The sequence below is a fragment of the Burkholderia sp. BCC1998 genome, assembly GCF_905339875.1.
Taxonomy (GTDB): Bacteria; Pseudomonadota; Gammaproteobacteria; order Burkholderiales; family Burkholderiaceae; genus Burkholderia.
Window position 1 is genome coordinate 17,093 of the sequence record NZ_CAJPHE010000004.1, and the last position, 22,125, is coordinate 39,217.

21 protein-coding genes and 1 tRNA gene are annotated in these 22,125 nt (G+C 64.2%); 2 read left to right on the forward strand and 20 right to left on the reverse strand.

The features are described 5' to 3' along the window. Position 1: 1 nt before the first annotated feature. The 20 genes from U5A56_RS08650 to U5A56_RS08745 form a co-directional block, all read right to left on the reverse strand. Positions 2–1,492 carry an NADH-quinone oxidoreductase subunit M gene (locus U5A56_RS08650; protein WP_321921875.1) on the reverse strand — a complete coding sequence of 497 codons (1,491 nt, stop codon included), beginning with the start codon at positions 1,490–1,492 and terminating at the stop codon, positions 2–4. 18 nt (positions 1,493–1,510) lie between these two features. Beyond that, positions 1,511–3,568 (reverse strand): NADH-quinone oxidoreductase subunit L, encoded by a 2,058-nt coding sequence (gene nuoL / locus U5A56_RS08655; RefSeq protein WP_321921877.1) that lies wholly within the window; start codon positions 3,566–3,568, stop codon positions 1,511–1,513. Between the two features lie 17 nt (positions 3,569–3,585). Continuing rightward, the gene (gene nuoK / locus U5A56_RS08660) at positions 3,586–3,891 is read right to left on the reverse strand and encodes an NADH-quinone oxidoreductase subunit NuoK (protein WP_004185739.1); all 306 of its coding nucleotides are present in this window, start codon (positions 3,889–3,891) and stop codon (positions 3,586–3,588) included. Positions 3,892–3,909: 18 nt separating this feature from the next. Further along, a complete protein-coding gene (locus U5A56_RS08665) occupies positions 3,910–4,560 on the reverse strand; it encodes an NADH-quinone oxidoreductase subunit J (RefSeq protein ID WP_044844660.1) in 651 nt (216 codons plus the stop codon). Positions 4,561–4,674: 114 nt separating this feature from the next. Further along, positions 4,675–5,163 carry an NADH-quinone oxidoreductase subunit NuoI gene (nuoI, locus tag U5A56_RS08670; RefSeq protein WP_011885529.1) on the reverse strand — a complete coding sequence of 163 codons (489 nt, stop codon included), beginning with the start codon at positions 5,161–5,163 and terminating at the stop codon, positions 4,675–4,677. A gap of 15 nt (positions 5,164–5,178) precedes the next feature. Then, complete coding sequence (gene nuoH / locus U5A56_RS08675) at positions 5,179–6,246, reverse strand: NADH-quinone oxidoreductase subunit NuoH (RefSeq protein WP_044844661.1); 1,068 nt, start codon at positions 6,244–6,246, stop codon at positions 5,179–5,181. Then, positions 6,247–8,577, reverse strand: a complete 2,331-nt coding sequence (gene nuoG / locus U5A56_RS08680) for an NADH-quinone oxidoreductase subunit NuoG (RefSeq protein WP_321921880.1) — start codon at positions 8,575–8,577, stop codon at positions 6,247–6,249. A gap of 84 nt (positions 8,578–8,661) precedes the next feature. Beyond that, positions 8,662–9,972 carry an NADH-quinone oxidoreductase subunit NuoF gene (gene nuoF, locus U5A56_RS08685; protein ID WP_006756904.1) on the reverse strand — a complete coding sequence of 437 codons (1,311 nt, stop codon included), beginning with the start codon at positions 9,970–9,972 and terminating at the stop codon, positions 8,662–8,664. Beyond that, on the reverse strand, positions 9,969–10,454 hold the full coding sequence (gene nuoE / locus U5A56_RS08690; protein ID WP_006478266.1) for an NADH-quinone oxidoreductase subunit NuoE: 486 nt from the start codon (positions 10,452–10,454) through the stop codon (positions 9,969–9,971). The genes nuoF and nuoE overlap by 4 nt, the downstream gene beginning before the upstream one ends. A gap of 180 nt (positions 10,455–10,634) precedes the next feature. Next, positions 10,635–11,888, reverse strand: coding sequence for an NADH-quinone oxidoreductase subunit D (locus tag U5A56_RS08695; protein WP_044844663.1), 1,254 nt, complete (start codon positions 11,886–11,888; stop codon positions 10,635–10,637). Positions 11,889–11,897: 9 nt separating this feature from the next. Further along, entirely contained in the window at positions 11,898–12,500 is a 603-nt protein-coding gene (locus tag U5A56_RS08700) for an NADH-quinone oxidoreductase subunit C (protein ID WP_044844664.1), read from the reverse strand. 21 nt (positions 12,501–12,521) lie between these two features. Continuing rightward, positions 12,522–13,001: a NuoB/complex I 20 kDa subunit family protein gene (locus tag U5A56_RS08705; RefSeq protein WP_006398799.1), complete on the reverse strand. Its 480-nt coding sequence runs from the start codon at positions 12,999–13,001 to the stop codon at positions 12,522–12,524. 62 nt (positions 13,002–13,063) lie between these two features. After that, positions 13,064–13,423 (reverse strand): NADH-quinone oxidoreductase subunit A, encoded by a 360-nt coding sequence (locus tag U5A56_RS08710; protein ID WP_006398798.1) that lies wholly within the window; start codon positions 13,421–13,423, stop codon positions 13,064–13,066. A gap of 154 nt (positions 13,424–13,577) precedes the next feature. Next, positions 13,578–13,662 (reverse strand) — tRNA-Leu (locus U5A56_RS08715). Positions 13,663–13,773: 111 nt separating this feature from the next. Further along, entirely contained in the window at positions 13,774–14,154 is a 381-nt protein-coding gene (gene secG, locus U5A56_RS08720; RefSeq protein ID WP_042977371.1) for a preprotein translocase subunit SecG, read from the reverse strand. A 72-nt stretch (positions 14,155–14,226) separates the two neighbouring features. Further along, the gene (gene tpiA / locus U5A56_RS08725; RefSeq protein WP_321921882.1) at positions 14,227–14,982 is read right to left on the reverse strand and encodes a triose-phosphate isomerase; all 756 of its coding nucleotides are present in this window, start codon (positions 14,980–14,982) and stop codon (positions 14,227–14,229) included. Between the two features lie 140 nt (positions 14,983–15,122). Next, positions 15,123–16,142 (reverse strand): NAD(P)H-quinone oxidoreductase, encoded by a 1,020-nt coding sequence (locus tag U5A56_RS08730; RefSeq protein ID WP_321921884.1) that lies wholly within the window; start codon positions 16,140–16,142, stop codon positions 15,123–15,125. A 143-nt stretch (positions 16,143–16,285) separates the two neighbouring features. After that, a complete protein-coding gene (gene pnp / locus U5A56_RS08735; protein WP_044844667.1) occupies positions 16,286–18,433 on the reverse strand; it encodes a polyribonucleotide nucleotidyltransferase in 2,148 nt (715 codons plus the stop codon). 291 nt (positions 18,434–18,724) lie between these two features. Beyond that, positions 18,725–18,994, reverse strand: coding sequence for a 30S ribosomal protein S15 (gene rpsO / locus U5A56_RS08740; protein ID WP_006398792.1), 270 nt, complete (start codon positions 18,992–18,994; stop codon positions 18,725–18,727). Between the two features lie 117 nt (positions 18,995–19,111). After that, positions 19,112–20,371 (reverse strand): branched-chain amino acid ABC transporter substrate-binding protein, encoded by a 1,260-nt coding sequence (locus U5A56_RS08745; protein ID WP_321922180.1) that lies wholly within the window; start codon positions 20,369–20,371, stop codon positions 19,112–19,114. Between the two features lie 190 nt (positions 20,372–20,561). Between U5A56_RS08745 and U5A56_RS08750 the strand changes: the two genes are divergently transcribed. Continuing rightward, a complete protein-coding gene (locus tag U5A56_RS08750) occupies positions 20,562–21,074 on the forward strand; it encodes a hypothetical protein (RefSeq protein ID WP_321921886.1) in 513 nt (170 codons plus the stop codon). Between the two features lie 386 nt (positions 21,075–21,460). Then, positions 21,461–22,102 (forward strand): carbonic anhydrase, encoded by a 642-nt coding sequence (locus tag U5A56_RS08755; RefSeq protein ID WP_044844669.1) that lies wholly within the window; start codon positions 21,461–21,463, stop codon positions 22,100–22,102. Positions 22,103–22,125 lie beyond the last annotated feature (23 nt).

Genomic DNA, 22,125 nt, shown 5'->3' on the forward strand with positions numbered 1-22,125 from the left:
ATTACTGGGCCAGCGGCAGCTTCGACTGCGCGACTTGGGAGAGGAGGTTTTCCACGGAAACGTGCATCACGTCGGTGAAAGGCTTCGGATACAGGCCCATCAGCATCGTGAACGCGGCGAGCACGGCCAGCATCACGAATTCGCGACGGCCGATGTCCTTCAGCTTGGCAACGTGATCGTTCGCGACCGCGCCGAAGTACACGCGCTTGTACATCCACAGCGTGTAGGCCGCGCCGAGGATCAGCGTGAATGCCGCGCCGAATGCGATCCAGAAGTTGTACTGGACGGCCGCGAGAATCACCATGAACTCGCCGACGAAACCCGAGGTGCCCGGCAGGCCGCAGTTGGCCATCGAGAACAGCATCGCGAATGCCGCGAACTTCGGCATCACGTTCACGACGCCGCCGTAATCGGCGATCTGGCGCGAGTGTACGCGGTCGTACAGCACGCCGATGCACAGGAACATCGCGCCCGACACGAAGCCGTGCGAGATCATCTGGACGATCGCGCCTTCGACGCCGAGCTGGTTGAAGATGAAGAAGCCGAGCGTGACGAAGCCCATGTGCGCGATCGACGAATACGCGACCAGCTTCTTCATGTCGGCCTGCACCATCGCGACGAGACCGATGTAGATCACCGCGATCAGCGACAGCGTGATCACGACCGGTGCCAGGAAGTGGCTTGCGTCAGGCGTGATCGGCAGCGAGAAGCGCAGGAAACCGTATGCGCCGAGCTTCAGCATGATCGCCGCCAGCACGACCGAACCGCCCGTCGGCGCTTCCACGTGCGCGTCCGGCAGCCAGGTGTGCACCGGCCACATCGGCACCTTCACCGCGAACGCGAGGAAGAAGGCGATGAACAGCAGGATCTGCGGCGTCATCGCGATCTTGGCGCCCTGCCACGTCGCGAGGTCGAACGAATGCGTCTGCGTGTACAGGTAGATCAGCGCGACCAGCATCAGCAGCGAGCCGGCCAGCGTGTACAGGAAGAACTTGAATGCCGCATACACGCGGTTCGGGCCGCCCCACACGCCGATGATGATGTACATCGGGATCAGGGTCGCCTCGAAGAACACGTAGAACAGCAGGCCGTCAGCGGCCGAGAACACGCCGATCATGATCCCGGACAGGATCAGGAAGGCCGCCAGGTACTGCGCGACGTTCTCGGTGATCACTTCCCACGCGGCGATCACGACGATCACCGTGATCAGCGCGGTCAGCACGACGAACCACATCGAGATGCCGTCGACGCCGAGGTGGTACGAGATCTTGAAGCGTTCGATCCAGGTCGACTGCTCGACGAACTGCAGCGCAGCCGTGCTCGAGTCGAAGCCCGTGATCAGCGGGATCGTGACCGCGAGACCGAGCAGCGAGCCGATCAGCGCGACCCAGCGGGCCGTCCCCGGATTTTTGTCGTTACCTACCGCGAGTACCAGGAGGCCGAAAACGATCGGCAACCAGATCGCGGTACTGAGAATCGGAAAAGCGTGCATTGTTCTTGTCCCCTCGCCTTATTTGCCGCCGAGCGTTACAAACAGGGTCAGGAGCCCCAGCATGCCGATGATCATGGCGAACGCGTAGTGATAGATGTAACCGGATTGGAGGAAGCGGATCACGCCGGCGAACCAGCCGATGAACTTGGCGCTGCCGTTGACGAGCCCGTCGATCACGACGACGTCGCCTTCCTTCCACAGGCCGCGGCCGATCGCCACCGAACCACGGGCGAACACCACTTCGTTGATCTTGTCCATGTAGTACTTGTTGTCGAGCAGCGTGTAGATCGGGCCGAACGCGCGGCGGATCACGGCAGGCAGCTCAGGACGCTTCAGGTACAGGAACCACGCGACCACGACGCCGGCAATCGCGAGCCACAACGGCAGCGTCGTCAGCGAGTGCAGGCCCATCGCGGCCCAGCCGTGGAATTCCTTGCCCAGCTCTTCGAGGCCCGGGTGGTTTTCGCCGATGAAGATCACCTTGTCGAAGGCCACGCCATGTTCGAAGAAGCTGCCGTACAGCATCGGGCCGATCGCGATCGCACCGATGATGACCGACGGAATCGCGAGCAGCACGAGCGGCAGCCACACGACCCACGGGGTCTCGTGCGGTTCGTGCGCGTGGTCGTCGTGACCATGGCCGTGGCCGTGATCGTCGTGGCCGTGCGCGGCCGCCATGCCCATCGGCGATTCAGGATGCTTCGGGTTGCGGAAGCGCTCTTCGCCGTGGAACACGAGGAAGTACATGCGGAACGAGTACAGCGCCGTCACGAACACGCTTGCGACCACGGCGAAGTACGCGAAGCCCGAACCCGCGAGATGCGATTCCTTCACGGCCTCGATGATCGAATCCTTCGAGTAGAAGCCGGAGAAGAACGGCGTGCCGATCAGTGCGAGCGAGCCGATCAACGACGTGATCCACGTGATCGGCATGTACTTGCGCAGGCCGCCCATGTTGCGGATGTCCTGGTCGTGGTGCATGCCGATGATCACCGAGCCCGCGCCGAGGAACAGCAGCGCCTTGAAGAACGCGTGCGTCATCAGGTGGAACAGCGCGACCGGGTACGCGGATACGCCGAGCGCGACAGTCATGTAGCCGAGCTGCGACAGCGTCGAATACGCGACCACGCGCTTGATGTCGTTCTGGATGATGCCGAGGAAACCCATGAACAGCGCCGTGATCGCGCCGATCACCGTGATGAACGACAGCGCGGTATCCGACAGTTCGAACAGCGGCGACATGCGCGACACCATGAAGATGCCGGCGGTCACCATCGTCGCCGCGTGAATCAGCGCGGAGATCGGGGTCGGGCCTTCCATCGAGTCGGGCAGCCACACGTGCAGCGGGAACTGTGCCGATTTACCCATCGCGCCGATGAACAGGCAGATACAGGCGACGGTCAGCAGGCCCCAATCGGTGCCCGGGAAGTGCAGGCTGGCGAGCTCGGCACGCTTCGCGAACACTTCGCCGTAGTTCATCGAACCCGCGAACGCGAGCAGCAGGCCGATGCCGAGCAGGAAGCCGAAGTCGCCCACGCGGTTCACGAGGAACGCCTTCATGTTCGCGTAGATCGCGCTCTCACGCGTGAAGTAGAAGCCGATCAGCAGGTACGACACCAGACCCACCGCTTCCCAGCCGAAGAACAGCTGCAGGAAGTTGTTGCTCATCACGAGCATCAGCATCGAGAACGTGAACAGCGAGATGTACGAGAAGAAGCGCTGGTAGCCGTCCTCTTCCTGCATGTAGCCGATCGTGTAGATGTGCACCATCAGCGACACGAAGGTCACGACGACCATCATCATCGCCGTCATCGAATCGACGAGGAAGCCGACTTCGAGCTTCAGCGAGCCGACCCGCATCCATTCGTAGACGGTCGCGTTGAAGCTCGCGCCGCCCATCACGACGTCGGCGAAGACTTTCGCCGACAGGAGGAACGCGATCATTACGCCGAGGATCGTGATCCGGTGTGCGCCCTTGCGCCCGACTGCGTTCCCGAACAGCCCCGCAATCAGCGAGCCGGCCAGCGGAGCGAGCGGAATCGCCAGCAGCAGGTTTTCATTGAGTGTCGTTGACATAACAGCGTTGCCTGAAATTAACCTTTGAGCTGATCGAGATCCTCGACATTGATCGTGTCGAGCTTACGGAACAGGGTCACCAGAATCGCGAGACCGATCGCGGCTTCCGCTGCGGCGACGGTCAGCACGAAGAACACGAAGATCTGGCCGTGCACGTCGCCGAGGTAGTGCGAGAACGCGACGAAGTTGGTGTTCACCGCCAGCAGCATCAGTTCGATCGCCATCAGGATGATGATGATGTTGCGGCGGTTCAGGAAGATCCCGACGATCGCGATCGCAAAGAGGATCGCGCCGAGCACGAGGTAATGAGCAAGAGTCAGCATGGTTTTCCTTTCCTCCGCTTAGCCGTTGGTGCTCGTACCGGCTTCGCTCTGCGCCGTTTCCGGCTGCGGCTTGTCCGCTTCCATCTTCACGAGGCGCACGCGGTCGTCGCGGCGCACCTTGACCTGATCCGACACGCGCTGGCGCTTGCTGTCCTTGCCCTTGCGCTCGGTCAGCCCGATCGCGGCGATGATCGCGACCAGCAGCACCAGGCCGGCGATTTCAAACGCGAAGATGTAGTCGGTGTAGATCACCTTGCCGATCAGACGCGTGTTCGACCAGTCGGCCATCGCGCCCGTCGCCATCGCGTGCACGGTGTGCGTGTCGCCGTAGCCACGCCACAGGATCAGCGCGGTCTCGACCACGATGATCGCGCCGACGACCGTCGCCATCGGCACGAAGCGCTTGAAGTCGCGGCGCAGGTAATCGATGTTGATGTCCAGCATCATCACGACGAACAGGAACAGCACCATCACGGCGCCCACGTACACCAGCACCAGCAGGATCGCGAGGAACTCCGCTTCCAGCAGCATCCAGATCGCGGCGGCGTTGAAGAACGCCAGCACAAGGAAAAGCGCAGACGCCACCGGGTTGCGCGAAGTGATCACCTTCAGCCCTGATACCACCAGGAGCAGCGCGAAGATGTAGAACAGTACGGTCGTGAATTCCATGATTACCGGTTCATCGTTAGGCCATAGTCAGGCGCGGCTTGCGGGACGCTCTCGCGTGCCGCACCCGTCGCGGCGGCTCGGCCCGTTCATGCCGGGCCGGCACTGCAAACACAATCAACGATACGGCGCGTCGGCGGCCTTCGCCGCAGCGATGTCCTTCTCGTAGCGATCGCCCACCGCGAGCAGCATTTCCTTCGTGAAATACAGGTCGCCGCGCTTTTCGCCGTGATATTCGAGAATCTGCGTCTCGACGATCGAATCGACCGGGCAGCTTTCTTCGCAGAAACCGCAGAAGATGCACTTCGTCAGGTCGATGTCGTAGCGCGTCGTGCGGCGCGTGTTGTCCGCGCGCGTTTCCGATTCGATCGTGATCGCCATCGCGGGGCACACGGCCTCGCAGAGCTTGCACGCGATGCAGCGCTCTTCGCCGTTTTCGTAGCGGCGCAGCGCATGCAGCCCGCGGAAACGCGGCGAAATCGGGGTCTTCTCTTCCGGGAACTGCACGGTGAACTTGCGCCGGAACGTGTAACGACCGGTCAGCGCGAGCCCCTTCAGCAGCTCCGTCAGGAAGAAGGTCTTAAAGAAGTGTTGGATTGCCGTCATGATTTCGTCCGATCTTTACTTCACCCAGATGTTGAGCGGCGACATCATCCAGAAGCCGACCACGACCACCCAGATCACCGTGACGGGCAGGAACACCTTCCAGCCCAGACGCATGATCTGGTCGTAACGGTAGCGCGGGAACGTCGCGCGCACCCAGATGAACACCGACAGCAGCGCGAATACCTTCAGCACCAGCCAGAAGATGCCCGGAATGAACGACAGGAATTCGAACGGTGCGTCCCAGCCGCCGAGGAACAGCGTCGAGGCCAGTGCCGAGATCACGATCATGTTGATGTACTCGGCGAGGAAGAACAGCGCGAACGCCATGCCCGAGTAATCGATCATGTGACCCGCGACGATCTCCGACTCCCCTTCCACCACGTCGAACGGGTGACGGTTCGTTTCGGCGATGCCGGACACGAAGTAGACGACGAACGCCGGCAGCAGCGGCAGCCAGTTCCACGACAGGAAGTTCACGCCGTGGCCGGCGAAGAAACCGTGCTGCTGCGAGCCGACGATTTCCGACAGGTTCAGGCTGCCGGCCGTCATCAGCACGAGCACCAGCGCGAAGCCCATCGAGATTTCGTACGAGACCATCTGCGCCGCGGCGCGCATCGCGCCGAGGAACGCGTACTTCGAGTTCGATGCCCAGCCGGCGAGAATCACCGCGTACACGCCGATCGACGAGATCGCCATCGCGTACAGCAGGCCCGCGTTCACGTTCGCGAGCACGGCTTCGGCCTGGAACGGGATCACCGCCCACACGGCGAACGCCGGCACGACGGTCATGACCGGTGCGATCAGGTACAGCCAGCGGCTGGCGGCGCTCGGCTGAATCACTTCCTTCAGCAGCAGCTTCAGCACGTCGGCGATCGGCTGCAACAGGCCGGCGGGGCCGACGCGGTTCGGGCCGAGACGCACGTGCATCCAGCCGATCAGCTTGCGTTCCCACAGAATCAGGTACGCGACGCACAGCAGGATGACGACGGAGACGACGAGGATGCGCACGATTGCCCACACCGTCGGCCACGCGACGCCGAGAACCTGGGCGCCGCCCGCGTTGATCGTATCGAACAAGCTCATTTACGCCTTCTCCACCACCAGTTCACCGGACAGGCTGCCGAGCGCTGCGCCGGCAGGCGTAGCCGCCGACACGCGAACGACCGTCTCCGCAAGATTCGCGTCGCGCACGGCCGGCAACTGCACCGCACGCTCGCCCTGGCGCACGCGCACCGCGTCGCCTTCCTTCAAGCCCAGCTTGTCGAACAGCGCGGCCGGCAGGGCTGCGGCGTTCGCTACCTTCGCGGCGGCCGTCAGGTGCAGCGCACCTGCGCGGCGCACGAGTGCGTCGGCATGATAGATCGGCACGTCGGCGAGGCGCTCGAAGCCGCCGTTCGCGGCAGTTGCCGCGACGCGGGCCGGTGCGGCCGACGCCTGGTTCGACAGACGCTTCGCGACACCTGCGTCGCCGAGCGCCGCGAGACGCACTTCTTCCGCCGTTTCGTATTCGAAGTTCGGCAGGCCGAGCAGGCTGCCGAGCACGCGCAGCACCTTCCATGCCGGACGCGTGTCGCCGAGCGGGCGCACGACGCCGTTGAAGCTCTGCACCGAGCCTTCCGCGTTCACGTACGTACCGGCCGTTTCCGTGAACGGCGCGATCGGCAGCAGCACGTCGGCGTAATCGAGGCCGTGCTTGAACGGCGACATCACGACGACCATCTCGGCCTGGTTCAGCGCGGCAAGCGCCTGCGCCGGATCGGCCGTGTCGAATTCCGGTTCGACGTTCAGCAGCACGTAACCCTTGCGCGGCTGCGCGAACGCTTCGCGTGCGTTCAGGCCGCCTTCGCCCGGCAGTGCGCCGACGACGTGCGCGCCGACCGTGTTCGCCGCTTCCGTCAGGAAGCCGAACGTGGCGCCGGTGTTGTCGGCGATCCACTGTGCGACGGCGTGCAGCTTCGCGAATTGCGGATGACGGACGGATGCGTTGCCGAGCAGCACCGCGCGGCGCTCGCCGTTCACGAGCGACTGGGCGACCGCTTGCGCAGCCGGCGATGCGGCGACGCCCGCGAGCGCGTCCGGCAGCGCGACGCCGCGCAGTTGCGCGACGGCTGCGGCCACGCCGGCCAGTTCGTCGAGCCATGCCGACGGCGCGGCGACGATGCGCTTCGCGGTCGGGATCAGCGAGTCGTCGGCGGTCGCGTGCAGGAAGTGCAGCTTCGCGCCGTTCTTCGCGGCCTGTCGCAGGCGTGCGGCGAACAGCGGGTGGTCACGGCGCAGGAACGAACCGACGACGAACGCGGCATCCACGTTCGACAGGTCGGCGATCGGCATGCCAAGCCACGGTGCGCCCTGGACCGGCGCCGAGAAATCCTGCTGACGCAGACGGAAGTCGACGTTCGGCGTCTTCAGTTCGTTGGCGAGCTGCTTCACGAGGAACAGCTCTTCAGCGGTGCTGTGCGCGCTCGCGAGCATCGCCAGCGCATTCGCGCCGTGATCCGCGGCGATGCCCTTCAGGCCCTTCGCGACGTATTCGAGCGCGGTCTGCCAGTCGGTTTCGATCCACTGGCCGCCCTGCTTCAGCATCGGCTTCGTCAGGCGCTCTTCGCTGTTCAGGCCTTCGTACGAGAAACGATCCTTGTCCGAAATCCAGCATTCGTTGATCGCTTCGTTCTCGAACGGCAGCACGCGCATCACGCGGTTGTTCTTCACCTGCACGACGAGGTTCGCGCCGACGGAATCGTGCGGGCTCACCGACTTGCGGCGCGACAGTTCCCACGTACGGGCGCTGTAGCGGAACGGCTTGCTGGTCAGCGCGCCGACCGGGCACAGGTCGATCATGTTGCCCGACAGTTCGGAGTCGACCGTCTTGCCGACGAACGTCGTGATTTCCGAGTGCTCGCCGCGGCCCAGCATGCCGAGCTCCATCACGCCGGCGACTTCCTGGCCGAAGCGGACGCAGCGCGTGCAGTGGATGCAGCGCGACATTTCTTCCATCGAGATCAGCGGGCCCACGTTCTTGTGGAACACCACGCGCTTTTCTTCCGAGTAGCGCGACGACGACTTGCCGTAGCCGACCGCCAGATCCTGCAGCTGGCATTCGCCGCCCTGATCGCAGATCGGGCAGTCGAGCGGATGGTTGATGAGGAGGAATTCCATCACCGACTGCTGCGCCTTCACGGCCTTGTCGGACTGCGTGTGCACGATCATGCCGGCCGACACGGGCGTCGCGCAGGCAGGCACGGCCTTCGGCATCTTCTCGACTTCGACGAGACACATCCGGCAGTTGGCCGCGACCGACAGTTTCTTGTGATAGCAGAAGTGAGGAATGTACGTATCCGCCTTGTGCGCAGCCTGGATCACCATGCTGCCTTCGGGCACCTCGACCTTCTTGCCGTCTATTTCAAGTTCAACCATGATGGTGAATGGTCCTTAACCTATTTCCGCCCGTTCGCGCCTTCGCCCGACCGTGCGCTCAAATTCCGCAACCGGTGCTTCGCTTCAGGCTGCCGCCGCGTGCGCGTGGCCGCCGACCATGCAGTGCTTGTGCTCGACGTGGTACGCGAATTCGTCCCAGTAATGCTTGAGCATCCCGCGAACCGGCATCGCCGCCGCATCGCCGAGCGCGCAGATCGTGCGGCCCATGATGTTCTCGGCAACCGAGTTCAGCAGGTCCAGATCTTCCTGGCGGCCTTCGCCGTGCTCGATACGATTCACGACGCGATACAGCCAGCCGGTGCCTTCACGGCACGGCGTGCACTGGCCGCACGATTCCTCGTAGTAGAAATACGACAGGCGCAGCAGCGAACGCACCATGCAGCGCGTCTCGTCCATCACGATCACCGCGCCGGAGCCGAGCATCGAGCCCGCCTTTGCGATCGAGTCGTAATCGAGATCGGTCTGCATCATGATGTCGCCCGGGATCACCGGCGCCGACGAGCCGCCCGGAATCACGGCCTTGATCTTGCGGCCGCCGCGCATCCCGCCGGCGAGCTCCATCAGCGTCGCGAACGGCGTGCCGAGCGGCACTTCATAGTTGCCCGGACGCTCGACGTCGCCCGACACCGAGAAAATCTTCGTGCCGCCGTTGTTCGGCTTGCCGATCTCGAGGTAATTCTGCGGCCCGATGGACAGCAGGAACGGCACCGCGGCGAACGTCTCGGTGTTGTTGATCGTGGTCGGCTTGCCGTACACGCCGAAGCTCGCCGGGAACGGCGGCTTGAAGCGCGGCTGGCCCTTCTTGCCTTCGAGCGACTCGAGCAGCGCCGTTTCCTCGCCGCAGATGTACGCGCCGTAACCGTGGTGCGCGTGCAGCTGGAACGAGAATTCCGAGCCCATGATGTTGTCGCCGAGGAAACCCGCGGCACGCGCTTCATCGAGCGCGGCCTCGAAGCGTCGATACACTTCGAAGATTTCGCCGTGGATGTAGTTGTAGCCGACGGTGATGCCCATCGCGTACGCGCCGATGGCCATGCCTTCGATCAGCGCATGCGGGTTCCAGCGCAGGATGTCGCGATCCTTGAACGTGCCCGGCTCGCCTTCGTCCGAGTTGCAGACGAGGTACTTCTGTCCCGGGAACTGGCGCGGCATGAAGCTCCACTTCAGGCCGGTCGGGAAGCCCGCACCGCCACGGCCACGCAGGCCCGACGCCTTCACGTCGGCAATCACCTGCTCCGGCGGAATCTTTTCTTCGAGAATGCGGCGCAGCTGCTTGTAGCCGCCGCGTGCAACGTAGTCTTCGAGATGCCAGTTCTCGCCGTTCAGACCAGCGAGGATCAGCGGTTTGATGTGACGGTCGTGGAGGGACGTCATTTCGAGAGCTCCTCAAGCAGCTGGTCGATCTTCTCGCGGCTCATGAAGCTGCACATTCTGTGATTGTTCACCAGCAGCACCGGCGCATCGCCGCACGAGCCCATGCATTCGCCTTCCTTCAGCGTGAACTTGCCGTCGGGCGTGGTCTCGCCGAAGCCGATGCCCAGCTTCTGTTTCAGGTAGTCGGCAGTCGCTTCCGCGCCGCCGTGCGGGCCAAGCTGGCACGGCAGGTTCGTGCAGAGCGTGATCTTGTGCTTGCCGACCGGTTTGAGCTCGTACATCGTGTAGAACGTCGCGACTTCCTGCACGGCGACGGCCGGCATGCCGAGATAGTCCGCGACGAACTGCATCAGTTCGGGCGACAGCCAGCCGTGCTCTTCCTGAGCGACGGCCAACGCCGACATCACGGCGGACTGTTTCTGATCGGCGGGATACTTCGTCAACGCTCGATCGATTTCCTTCAGGCCTTCAGCTGAGATCATTTTCAGACACGACTCTTTCAATTCCTACCGAACGAACAACCTGCCGCACTGCTGTGCATGGACGGCAGACCTGGCGCTCACTGTTGACAGCTTGCGAAGCCGCGCCGGCTCGGCGCATACCGCATGTGACTTCGCGTGTGACTGACTGCTCGCCGCCCGCTCGCGCAGGCGGCGCAACCATTAGCGATCGATTTCGCCGAACACGATGTCCTGCGTACCGATGATCGTGACGGCGTCGGCAATCATGTGACCGCGCGCCATTTCGTCGAGCGACGCGAGGTGCGCGAAGCCCGGTGCGCGGATCTTGAGGCGATACGGCTTGTTGGCACCGTCCGACACGAGGTAGATGCCGAATTCACCCTTCGGATGCTCGACTGCCGCGTACGCTTCGCCTTCCGGCACGTGAAAACCTTCGGTGAAGAGCTTGAAGTGGTGAATCAAGTCTTCCATGTTGGTCTTCATGCCGACGCGCGACGGCGGCGCAACCTTGTGATTGTCGGTCATCACCGGGCCCGGATTCTTGCGGAGCCACTCAATACACTGTTTCGCGATACGGACCGACTGGCGCATTTCTTCCACGCGCACCAGATAGCGGTCGTAGCAATCGCCGTTCACGCCGACCGGCACGTCGAAATCCATGCGGTCGTACACTTCGTACGGCTGCTTCTTGCGCAGGTCCCAGGCGATGCCCGAGCCGCGCAGCATCGGGCCCGTCAGGCCCATCTGCAGCGCACGCTCCGGGCTGACGACGCCGATCCCGACCAGACGCTGTTTCCAGATCCGGTTGTCGGTCAGCAGCGTTTCGTATTCGTCGACGCACTTCGGGAAGCGCGTGAAGAAGTCGTCGATGAAGTCGAGCACCGAGCCGCTGCGCGCTTCGTTCATCTTCGCGAGCGCCTTCTCGTTGCGAATCTTCGACGCCTTGTATTGCGGCATTGCGTCAGGCAGGTCGCGATAGACGCCGCCCGGACGGTAGTACGCCGCGTGCATCCGGGCACCGGACACCGCTTCGTACACGTCCATCAGGTCTTCGCGCTCGCGGAATGCATACAGGAACACGGCCATCGCGCCGACGTCGAGTGCGTGCGCGCCGATCCACATCAGGTGGTTCAGCACGCGGGTGATCTCGTCGAACAGCACGCGGATGTACTGCGCGCGCTCCGGCACGTCGATGCCGAGCAGGCGCTCGATCGCGAGCACGTAGCCGTGCTCGTTGACCATCATCGACACGTAGTCGAGACGATCCATGTACGGCACGGACTGGATGAAGGTCTTGCTTTCCGCGAGCTTTTCGGTCGCGCGGTGCAGCAGACCGATGTGCGGATCGGCACGCTGGATGACTTCGCCGTCGAGCTCGAGCACCAGGCGCAGCACGCCGTGCGCTGCCGGGTGCTGCGGGCCGAAGTTGAGGGTGTAGTTCTTGATTTCTGCCATGACGCCCCCTTAATGTTTCAGACCGCCATAGCGATCCTCGCGGATCACGCGCGGCGTGATTTCGCGCGGCTCGATCGTCACCGGCTGGTAGACGACCCGCTTCTCTTCCGGGTCGTAACGCATTTCGACATAGCCCGACACCGGGAAGTCCTTGCGGAACGGATGGCCGATGAAGCCGTAGTCGGTGAGGATGCGGCGCAGGTCGGGGTGACCCTCGAACACGAGGCCGTACAGGTCGAACGCTTCGCGCTCGTACCAGTTTGCGGAGGTCCAGATGTCGACGAGCGACGCCACGATCGGCAGATCGTCGTCCGGCGCGAACACGCGCAGGCGCAGGCGCCAGTTGTTCGTGACCGACAGCAACTGCGACACGGCCGCGAAACGCGGGCCGTCGTAGGCGCCGTCGCCGTACGTTTGATAGTCGATGCCGCACAGGTCGATCAGCTGCTCGAAACGGAGCTTCGGATCGTCGCGCAGCGTCTTTGCGACTTCGAGGTAATCGCTCGCCTTCACGACGAGCGTCAGTTCACCGATCGCTTCGGTGAGGCTCACCACGCGCGCGCCGAGCGCGGCTTCGAGGTTGGCCTTGAGGGTCTCGATTTTGCTTGCCATATTGAGGGGACGCTCGGGGCTTTATTGACGGGCGATGGTGTTGGTGCGGCGGATCTTCGCCTGAAGCTGGATCACGCCGTAGACCAGCGCCTCGGCCGTGGGCGGACAGCCCGGCACGTAGACGTCGACCGGCACGATCCGGTCGCAACCGCGGACCACCGAGTACGAGTAGTGGTAGTAGCCACCACCGTTCGCGCACGACCCCATCGAGATCACCCAGCGCGGCTCGGCCATCTGGTCGTACACGCGGCGCAGTGCGGGCGCCATCTTGTTGCACAGCGTGCCGGCGACGATCATCACGTCCGACTGACGCGGGCTCGGACGGAACACGACCCCGAACCGGTCCAGGTCGTAACGGGCCGCGCCCGCATGCATCATCTCGACGGCGCAACACGCGAGCCCGAACGTCATCGGCCACAGCGAGCCGGTACGCGTCCAGTTGATCAGCTTGTCAGCCGTCGTGGTGACAAACCCTTCCTTCAAGACCCCTTCGATACTCATTTGCTTTCCACTCCAGACGAGCGGCCCAGCGTGGCCGCCCATGCAAACCGGCGATTAACCCATCACTCCCAGTCGAGGCCGCCTTTCTTCCAGATATAGGCAAAGCCCAGCAGGAATTCGAGCAGAAAAATCATCATTGCGATGAAACCCGGCCAGCCGATGTCCCGGAGCGCGACGCCCCACGGAAACAGGAATGCGGTTTCGAGATCGAAGATGATGAACAGGATGGCGACGAGGTAGTACCGGACGTCGAATTTCATCCGGGCGTCTTCAAAGGCTTCGAAGCCGCACTCGTACGGTGCGTTCTTCTCGACGTCCGGCTTGTTGGGACCAAGGAGCTTGCCGATGCTGACCAGCGCTATACCTAAACCAGTGCCCACGAGGAGGAACAACAAGACGGGGTAATAGGCTGCGAGGTTCAAGGCAATCCTCTATCGGTTGGTTCTGAGCGTCCGGAGAATACCACTTCCGGCGGAAGGAATCATTTCGGAGTGCGTGCAATCACAAGACAATCGCAAGGCACACCCCACAAATGAAAAATGCCAGCCACTAGAAGCGGCTGGCATTGAGTAACTTTGGTGCCGACGGCGAGACTCGAACTCGCACAGCTTTCGCCACTACCCCCTCAAGATAGCGTGTCTACCAATTTCACCACGTCGGCACTGCATGCAACTCGGGTTGTACTGCTTGTTTCCCGCGAATCGCTTCAAGAATTAAATTCTAACCCGAGTTCCAGATTTGTTCAACGCACAACCGCAAAAAATTTAACTTTTTATTTCGGGACGTCCTGGCCCGGCGCGCTTGCGGCCGACCCCGCAACCGCGGCGGACGCCGCGACTGCCGGTGCCGATGCTGCAGGCGCCGATGCCGGCGCGGTCGCTGCCGTGCCGAGCACGCCGGCCGACGGCGTCGACTTGTACGAACCGAGATACGTCAGTGCGAGCGTCGCGACGAAAAAGATCGTCGCGAGAATGCCCGTCGTGCGCGACAGAAAGTTCGCGGAGCCCGTCGCACCGAACAGGCTGCCCGACGCGCCGCTGCCGAATGCAGCGCCCATGTCGGCACCCTTGCCGTGCTGGAGCAGCACCAGCCCGATCACACCCAGTGCAGACAGCACCTGCACGACAATAATCAGCGTCTTGAATAACAGCATCACACCCACCCAATTGGATCAGGCGACCGGACCGACCGGCCGCCATCATGGTTCAATTCGACCCCGGACCGCTCAACGTGCGGCCCGGCAGATCGCCAGGAAATCTTCCGCCTTCAGCGACGCGCCGCCGATCAGGCCGCCGTCGATGTCCGGCTGCGCGAACAGCTCTTCCGCGTTGTCCGGCTTCACGCTGCCGCCGTACAGCACCGATACGTCCGCCGCCCCCTTCGCCGCGAGACGCGCACGCAGGAATGCGTGCACGTCCTGCGCCTGCGCCGACGTCGCGCTCTTGCCCGTGCCGATCGCCCAGACCGGCTCGTACGCGACGACGATGCGCGCCGCCTCCTCGGCCGTCAGCACGCCCAGCACGGCGTCGAGCTGCGCACCGACCACCTGCTCGGTCGCACCGGCTTCGCGCTCGTCGAGCGTTTCACCGACGCACACGACGGGCGTGAGGCCTGCCGCGAGCGCGCGCCGCGTCTTCGCAGCGACGGTTTCGCTGCGCTCGCCGTGATACGCGCGACGCTCCGAGTGACCGACGATCGCATACTGCGCGCCGAACTCCGCCACCATCGCGGCCGCCACTTCACCGGTGAACGCGCCCTGCTCGTGCGCGGACACGTCCTGCGCGCCGAACGCGACACGGCCGCCGGCGAGCTGCGCCTGAACCTGCGCGAGATACGGGAACGGCACGCACACGCCGATCGACGTCTCGGCCGCCACCGCGCCTGCGCCCTGCACCACTTCGTTCAGCAATGCCTGGTTGCCGGCCAGCCGGCCGTGCATCTTCCAGTTGCCGATCACTCGCTTCGTTCGTTGTTTCGACATCGTGTCTGTCTCGTCACTATCTTGTCATTAACGCACCGGAAACCGGCCGTCAGGTTGGATCTGGCGAAGCAAACCCGCGATTTTACTGCGCACGGCTTGAACCGGTCAAACCGCGCATGTCAAGTCCGGCCGCACGGCCGTCAGGCGGTCGTACCCCAATCGAGCACGATCTTGCCGATGTGCTCGCCGCTTTCCATCAGCGCATGCGCCTGCGCGGCCTCGCCGGCCGGCAGCACGCGGTAGATCACGGGCTTGATGCGGCCGTCCGCGAGCAGCGGCCAGACGCGCGCCTTCAGCTGCGCGGCGATGCGCGCCTTGAACTCGACCGGACGCGGACGCAGTGTCGAGCCCGTCACCGTCAGCCGGCGGCGCAGGATCTCGTTCAGATTGACCTCGGCCTTCGCCCCGCCGAGCAGCGCAATCAGCACGAGGCGGCCGCCATCCGCGAGCGCGGACAGTTCGCGCGGCACGTACGAGCCCGCGACCATGTCGAGGATCACGTCGACACCGCGATCGTGCGTCAGCGACTTGACGACCTCGACGAAGTCCTCGGTCTTGTAGTTGATCGCGCGCTCGGCGCCGAGCGCCTCGCATGCCCGGCATTTGTCGGCATTCCCGGCCGTCGCGAACACGCGATAGCCGAGCGCGTGCGCGATCTGGATCGCCGTCACGCCGATCCCGCTCGAGCCGCCTTGCACGAGCAGCGTTTCCTGCTCGCCGCCCTCGCCCGCGCCGAGCAGCGCGCGGTCGAACACGTTGCTCCACACCGTGAAGAACGTTTCGGGCAGCGATGCGGCTTCGATGTCGGTCAGCCCGTCGGGAACCGGCAGGCATTGCGGCAGCGGCGCGACCGCGTACTCGGCGTAGCCGCCGCCCGCGAGCAGCGCGCAGACGCGATCGCCCAGCTTCAGGCCGAACGGGTTCAGCGCCGCATCCGACAGATCGCCGCCGACGATCTCGCCCGCGACCTCGAGGCCCGGCAGATCCGATGCCCCCGGCGGCGGCGCATAGGCGCCCTTGCGCTGGAATACGTCGGGCCGGTTCACGCCGGAAGCCGCCACCTTGATCAGCACTTCGCCGCGCTTCGGTTCGGGGCGCGGACGCTCCGCGAGCTTCAGCACGTCGGGGGCGCCGAATTCGGTGATTTCGATGGCTTGCATGGTGGTCGCTCCAGGATCGGAATCGGGTGGCGCACCCGTGCGCGGCACGGGCGCCTCGCCGGCGCTGCTGCGCCGCACAACGATGCTACAGAAAAAACGGCCGGCACGCTTTCGCACTGCCGGCCGTTCTCACGCCTGTCCGCTTACTGCTGCGGCGGCGTATCCGAATGCGACGCCGCCGCTGCTTCGTTCAGCAGCGCCTTCGCCGACAGACGCACGCGACCCTTCTCGTCCGTCTGGATCACCTTGACCTTCACCTGCTGGCCTTCCTTCAGGTAGTCGTTGATGTCCTTCACGCGCTCGTTGACGATTTCCGAGATGTGCAGCAGGCCGTCCTTGCCCGGCAGCAGGTTCACGATCGCGCCGAAATCGAGCAGCTTGAGCACCGTGCCTTCGTACACCTGGCCGACTTCGATCTCGGCCGTGATTTGCTCGATGCGCTTCTTCGCTTCGGCCATGCCTTCGCTGTTCGTGCTCGCGATCGTCACGACGCCGTCATCGGAGATGTCGATGGTCGTGCCGGTTTCTTCGGTCAGCGCGCGGATCACCGAACCGCCCTTGCCGATCACGTCGCGGATCTTTTCCGGGTTGATCTTGATCGTGATCATGCGCGGCGCGAATTCCGACAGTTGCGTGTTCGCACCCGAGACCGCCGAGGTCATCTTGCCGAGGATGTGCATGCGGCCTTCCTTCGCCTGCGCGAGCGCGACCTGCATGATTTCCTTCGTGATGCCCTGGATCTTGATGTCCATCTGCAGCGCCGTCACGCCTTGCTCCGTGCCGGCCACCTTGAAGTCCATGTCGCCGAGGTGATCTTCGTCGCCGAGGATGTCGGTCAGCACCGCGAACTTGTTGCCTTCGAGGATCAGGCCCATCGCGATGCCCGCGACGTGCGCCTTCATCGGCACGCCGGCGTCCATCAGCGCGAGGCAGCCGCCGCACACCGATGCCATCGACGACGAACCGTTCGATTCGGTGATTTCCGACACGACGCGGATCGAATAGCCGAATTCGTCGGCGCTCGGCAGGCACTTGACCAGCGCGCGCTTCGCGAGACGGCCGTGGCCGATTTCACGACGCTTCGGCGAGCCGACGCGGCCCGTTTCGCCGGTCGCGAACGGGGGCATGTTGTAGTGGAGCATGAAGCGCTCGCGGTATTCGCCTTCGAGCGCGTCGATGATCTGCTCGTCACCCTTCGTGCCGAGCGTCGCGACGACGAGCGCCTGCGTTTCGCCACGCGTGAACAGCGCCGAACCGTGGGTGCGCGGCAGCACGCCGGTGCGGATCTCGATCGGACGCACGGTGCGCGTGTCGCGACCGTCGATGCGCGGCTCGCCGTTCAGGATCTGCGAACGGACGATCTTCGCTTCGATGTCGAACAGGATGTTGCCGACGGTCGCCTTGTCGGCCGCGACCGTGCCGGCCGCCAGCGCGTCTTCCTCGAGCTTCGCCGAGGTTGCCGCGTAGACTTCCTTCAGCTTCGTCGAACGCGCTTGCTTGTCGCGCAGCTGGTAAGCGGCGAGCAGGTCGCCGTGCGCCAGTTCCGTCACGCGCGCGATCAGCGCTTCGTTCTTCGGTGCCGGCTGCCAGTCCCACTCGGGCTTGCCGCCTTCGCGCACGAGTTCGTGGATCGCGTCGATCGCCGTCTGCATCTGCTCGTGGCCGAACACGACCGCGCCCAGCATCACGTCTTCCGGCAGCTGGTCGGCTTCCGATTCGACCATCAGCACCGCGCGCTCCGTACCGGCGACGACGAGGTCGAGGCTCGATGCCTTGATCTGGTCACGCGTCGGGTTCAGCACGTAGGCGTTGTCGATGTACGCGACGCGCGCGGCACCGACCGGACCGTTGAACGGCAGGCCCGACACGGCGAGCGCGGCCGATGCGCCGATCAGCGCGGGGATGTCCGCCGGGATTTCCGGGTTCACGGACAGCACGTGGATCACGACCTGGACTTCGTTGTAGAAGCCTTCCGGGAACAGCGGGCGCAGCGGACGGTCGATCAGGCGCGACGTCAGCGTCTCGTGTTCCGACGGACGGCCTTCGCGACGGAAGAAGCCGCCCGGGATCTTGCCGGCCGAGTAGGTCTTCTCGAGGTAGTCGACGGTCAGCGGGAAGAAGTCCTGACCCGGCTTCGCCGACTTCGCGCCGACGACGGTGGCCAGCACGACGGTGTCTTCCACGTCGACGATCACGGCACCGCTCGCCTGGCGGGCGACTTCACCGGTTTCGAGGCGCACCTTGTGCTGGCCCCACTGGAATTCCTTCACGACCTTGTTGAACATGGACATGGTTGCTCCTTTGAATTCATTCATTTCATTCGCCGTGCGGGCCATCCCGCGCGGCGGCGTCCCGACCGAATCACCCGGAGCAAGGTGTGTTTTTTATGCCATTCCAGCACGCCGCTCGACGAGCGGCGCGCTGGAATGACACAAATCCCGACCCCGGTATCAGCCGTTCCGGCAGCCCGGCACCCACGTGCCGGACGACCTGCGGTGCGCGTGACGCTACGCACCGCGCAAAAACAAAATGCCTGCATCAGCGGACTGACACAGGCATCTTGCTGGCGGCAATCGCCTCGATTACTTACGCAGACCCAGCTTCTCGATCAGCGCGCGGTAACGGTCGGCATCCTTGCCCTTGAGGTAGTCGAGCAGCTTGCGGCGGCGGCTCACCATGCGCAGCAGGCCGCGGCGGCTGTGGTGATCCTTCGCGTGGGTCTTGAAGTGACCCGTCAGTTCGACGATACGTGCGGTCAGCAGTGCGACCTGGACTTCGGGCGAACCCGTGTCGTTGGTACCGCGGGCGAACTGAGCAACGACTTCCGACTTCTTGATATCTGCAACAGACATGAGATTTCCTTTGTTTCCTACTGGCTAACTAACAGGCGGACACGGAAGAATGGCCGTGCCGTGACTTACAACCGGCGGGCATTGTAGCACAACTGCACGCCGTTCCATCGCCTCCTGTCACGGGCGCGTCATCGAGCAGGTCGACGGCATCTGCGTGCGCTGCGCGGGCACCGCGAGGACGGTCCGGAAACCATATCCCGAGCCCTCGTTGTCGAAGCGCACGCCCGGCGTGCCGGCCTTGTCCATTTCCATCACATAAAGGGGCTGGATCAACTGGTGATCCTGCGCCCGCATCGCCGACGCGTGGAAGCCGTCGTCGAGCGACAGCCCTTCCAGCGCGCGCGCCACTGCGACGGGGTCGGACGAGCCGGCGCGATTCATCGCCGCCGCGAGCATCTCGATCATCAGGCTCATCCGTCGCACCGGATAGTCGTCCGGGGCAGCGGGAAAACGGGTCCGGAACGCGCGGTAGAACGCATCCGATTGCGCGCCGCCCGCGTTCGGATGCCAGTCCGCGACGGCGACCACCCGGCCGACGCCCGCATCGCCGAGCGCGGCCGGCGCGCCGAGACTGTTGCCATAGAACGTATAGAACTTCGCGTTCAGCCCCTGCTCGCGCGCCGCCTTCACGAGCAGCGTGAGGTCGTTGCCCCAGTTGCCGGTCACGACGGCGTCCGCGCCGCTCGCGCGGATCTTCGCGATGTACGGCGAGAAATCCTTGATGCGGCCGATCGGGTGGAATTCGTCGCCGGCGATCGTCACGTCGGGGCGCCGCTCGGCCAGCGCCTGCCGCGCCAGCGCGCTGACGTCGTGGCCGAAGCTGTAGTCCTGGTTCAGCAGGTAGACCTTGCGCAGCGGGCGGTCGCGCGCCATCACGTCCGCCAGCGCGGCCATCCGCATCCCCGCGTGCGCGTCGAAGCGGAAATGCCAGAAGCTGCAGCGCGCACCGGTCAGCGCCGGATCGTCGGCCGAATAGTTGAGGAACAGCATCCGGCTGTCCGGATTGCGCGCGTTCAGCTTGTCGAGCGCCGCGACGAGCGCGGCCGCGACCGCCGAGCTGTTGCCCTGCGCGACGAAACCGATGTGCCGGTCCGCCGCTGCGCGCAACTGCACCAGCGCCTCCTCCGGGCTGCCCTTGCTGTCGAGCACGACGAGTTCGAGTGGGTGCGCGCCATCACGCAGCTTCACGCCGCCCGCTGCGTTGACCCGCTCGACGCCGAAGCGCAGGTTGCGCTCGACGGCCGCGCCCGCGTTCGCGAACGGGCCCGACATCCCTTCGATCAGCGCGATCCGCACCGGCTCGCCTGCCGCGAACGCGGACGACGCCAGCATCCACCCGGCGCTCCATGCGAGCGCGTACCGTTTCCACAGCTGCATCGGCTCCCTGCCCTTCAACCTGTCCGAGAAGCGCGGATCATAGGACGCGGGCGGCGCCGGCCGCAAGCCCGGCGCGCAACGATAGCCCGACGACACCCGGCCGGCGATCCGCACCGATTTTTTCGGCACGATGCGCCGGCGCGCGCCGTCCGTGATACAACTGAACGGTTAGAGCGTTCTGGAGGATCCCATGCGCATTCGCATTTCCGCGCGCCTGCCGGTGCTGGTCGCCTGTGCGGCGGCGCTGCTCGCCGGCTGTGCGCAACCGTGGCAGCAATACCAGGCCGGCCAGGACGAGTCGGCGATCGTCGCGCGCATGGGCCCGCCGCGCGAGATCTACGACCTGCCCGGCGGCGGCAAGCGCCTGATGTGGCCGACCCAGCCGATGGGCGAGATCACGGTCGCGGCCGACGTCGACGCGGCCCACCGGATCGTCAACGTGCGCCAGGTGCTGCAGCCGAGCGAGTTCTATCGCGCGGATATCGGCAAGTGGACCAAGACCGACGTGCTCGTCAATTTCGGCCGCCCGGTCGAGACGTCCTACTTCCCGCTGATGAAGCGCGAGGTATGGACCTACCGCTATCTCGAAGACAACGTCTGGTACATGATGTACAGCTTCTACTTCGACCCGCAGGGCATCCTGCGCACCACGCAGAAAACACCGGACCCGCTGCACGATCCCGACCGCCGCAATCTGTTCTGATCGGATCGATTGCGCATTTACGCGAAATTTTCACAATGGCCATTCACGAATCGTTGCGTGAATGGCCATTTCATTTTTTCCGTCATATTCGATTAATTTCGAATTGAAGCAGCAATCCTTTCCGATCGAATATGCGCCCAAAGCATCGCGGTGAGCCCCGCGCCACGCGGCCGCCGGCGAGAAACAGGCATGCACGATACATGTCATGCGTTGCATTGGTGCATTCGGTGCACCTCTCCAGATCGAGTTGAAACAATTTGTATCATTGGCACCGGATGTTAGGGCATACCCCTAATATCGGATGAAATTGAACCTTTCAATTTAGAAAGCATCCTATTGCTCCACTTCGTCCGGTATTTGTTTGTCCTTATCAGAAAGGAGTCCTCATGAATCGCCCCAAGAGCATGCTGGTTGCCAACATCGCCTGGGCCCGCGAGACGCACGAGCACACGCCCGGTTTCTTCGACGCACTCGCGCGCGGCCAGAATCCGCGCGTGCTGTGGATCGGCTGCGCCGACAGCCGGGTGCCAGCCGAAACCATCACGCATTGCGTGCCCGGCGAGCTGTTCGTCCATCGCAACATCGCGAACCTGTTCCATCCCGACGACGACAATTCCGCGAGCGTGCTCGAGTACGCCGTGCGCGTGCTCGAAGTCGACCACGTGATCGTGTGCGGCCACTACGGATGCGGCGGGGTGCGCGCGTCGCTGCTGCCGCCGCCGGCCGACCTGCCGCACGTCGCGCGCCGCATCGCGCCGCTGTGCGCGCTTGCACGGCGCCATCGCGACACGCTCGACGGACTCGACGACACGGCCGCCGCCGACCGTCTGGCGGAACTCAACGTGCTCGAACAGGTGCGGCTGCTGCGCGCTTCGCCGATCGTGCATGGCCGGCAGCGGCCGCCGCTCGTGCACGGCTGGATCTTTTCGCTCGCCGACGGCCGCCTGAAGGAACTCGATTCCGGCTACACGACAGCGCCGGCCGAAGCCGAACCGGAGCATGCCGCCATGGCCGTCGCTCTCGGCTGATCCGCCCCTCCCTACGCCAATGA

What these genes read in the sequence shown, in the direction of transcription:
- U5A56_RS08755 (WP_044844669.1), top strand. Translation starts at nt 21,461, where the DNA reads ATGAATCGCCCCAAGAGCATGCTGGTTGCCAACATCGCCTGGGCCCGC.
- nuoK (WP_004185739.1), bottom strand. Translation starts at nt 3,891, where the DNA reads ATGCTGACTCTTGCTCATTACCTCGTGCTCGGCGCGATCCTCTTTGCG.
- U5A56_RS08745 (WP_321922180.1), bottom strand. Translation starts at nt 20,371, where the DNA reads ATGCAGCTGTGGAAACGGTACGCGCTCGCATGGAGCGCCGGGTGGATG.
- nuoL (WP_321921877.1), bottom strand. Translation starts at nt 3,568, where the DNA reads ATGTCAACGACACTCAATGAAAACCTGCTGCTGGCGATTCCGCTCGCT.
- U5A56_RS08695 (WP_044844663.1), bottom strand. Translation starts at nt 11,888, where the DNA reads ATGGCAGAAATCAAGAACTACACCCTCAACTTCGGCCCGCAGCACCCG.
- nuoI (WP_011885529.1), bottom strand. Translation starts at nt 5,163, where the DNA reads ATGACGGCAATCCAACACTTCTTTAAGACCTTCTTCCTGACGGAGCTG.
- nuoG (WP_321921880.1), bottom strand. Translation starts at nt 8,577, where the DNA reads ATGGTTGAACTTGAAATAGACGGCAAGAAGGTCGAGGTGCCCGAAGGC.
- U5A56_RS08750 (WP_321921886.1), top strand. Translation starts at nt 20,562, where the DNA reads ATGCGCATTCGCATTTCCGCGCGCCTGCCGGTGCTGGTCGCCTGTGCG.
- nuoE (WP_006478266.1), bottom strand. Translation starts at nt 10,454, where the DNA reads ATGATCTCAGCTGAAGGCCTGAAGGAAATCGATCGAGCGTTGACGAAG.
- nuoH (WP_044844661.1), bottom strand. Translation starts at nt 6,246, where the DNA reads ATGAGCTTGTTCGATACGATCAACGCGGGCGGCGCCCAGGTTCTCGGC.
- pnp (WP_044844667.1), bottom strand. Translation starts at nt 18,433, where the DNA reads ATGTCCATGTTCAACAAGGTCGTGAAGGAATTCCAGTGGGGCCAGCAC.
- rpsO (WP_006398792.1), bottom strand. Translation starts at nt 18,994, where the DNA reads ATGTCTGTTGCAGATATCAAGAAGTCGGAAGTCGTTGCTCAGTTCGCC.
- U5A56_RS08730 (WP_321921884.1), bottom strand. Translation starts at nt 16,142, where the DNA reads ATGCAAGCCATCGAAATCACCGAATTCGGCGCCCCCGACGTGCTGAAG.
- U5A56_RS08650 (WP_321921875.1), bottom strand. Translation starts at nt 1,492, where the DNA reads ATGCACGCTTTTCCGATTCTCAGTACCGCGATCTGGTTGCCGATCGTT.
- U5A56_RS08705 (WP_006398799.1), bottom strand. Translation starts at nt 13,001, where the DNA reads ATGAGTATCGAAGGGGTCTTGAAGGAAGGGTTTGTCACCACGACGGCT.
- U5A56_RS08700 (WP_044844664.1), bottom strand. Translation starts at nt 12,500, where the DNA reads ATGGCAAGCAAAATCGAGACCCTCAAGGCCAACCTCGAAGCCGCGCTC.
- tpiA (WP_321921882.1), bottom strand. Translation starts at nt 14,982, where the DNA reads ATGTCGAAACAACGAACGAAGCGAGTGATCGGCAACTGGAAGATGCAC.
- U5A56_RS08665 (WP_044844660.1), bottom strand. Translation starts at nt 4,560, where the DNA reads ATGGAATTCACGACCGTACTGTTCTACATCTTCGCGCTGCTCCTGGTG.
- secG (WP_042977371.1), bottom strand. Translation starts at nt 14,154, where the DNA reads ATGCTGTTATTCAAGACGCTGATTATTGTCGTGCAGGTGCTGTCTGCA.
- nuoF (WP_006756904.1), bottom strand. Translation starts at nt 9,972, where the DNA reads ATGACGTCCCTCCACGACCGTCACATCAAACCGCTGATCCTCGCTGGT.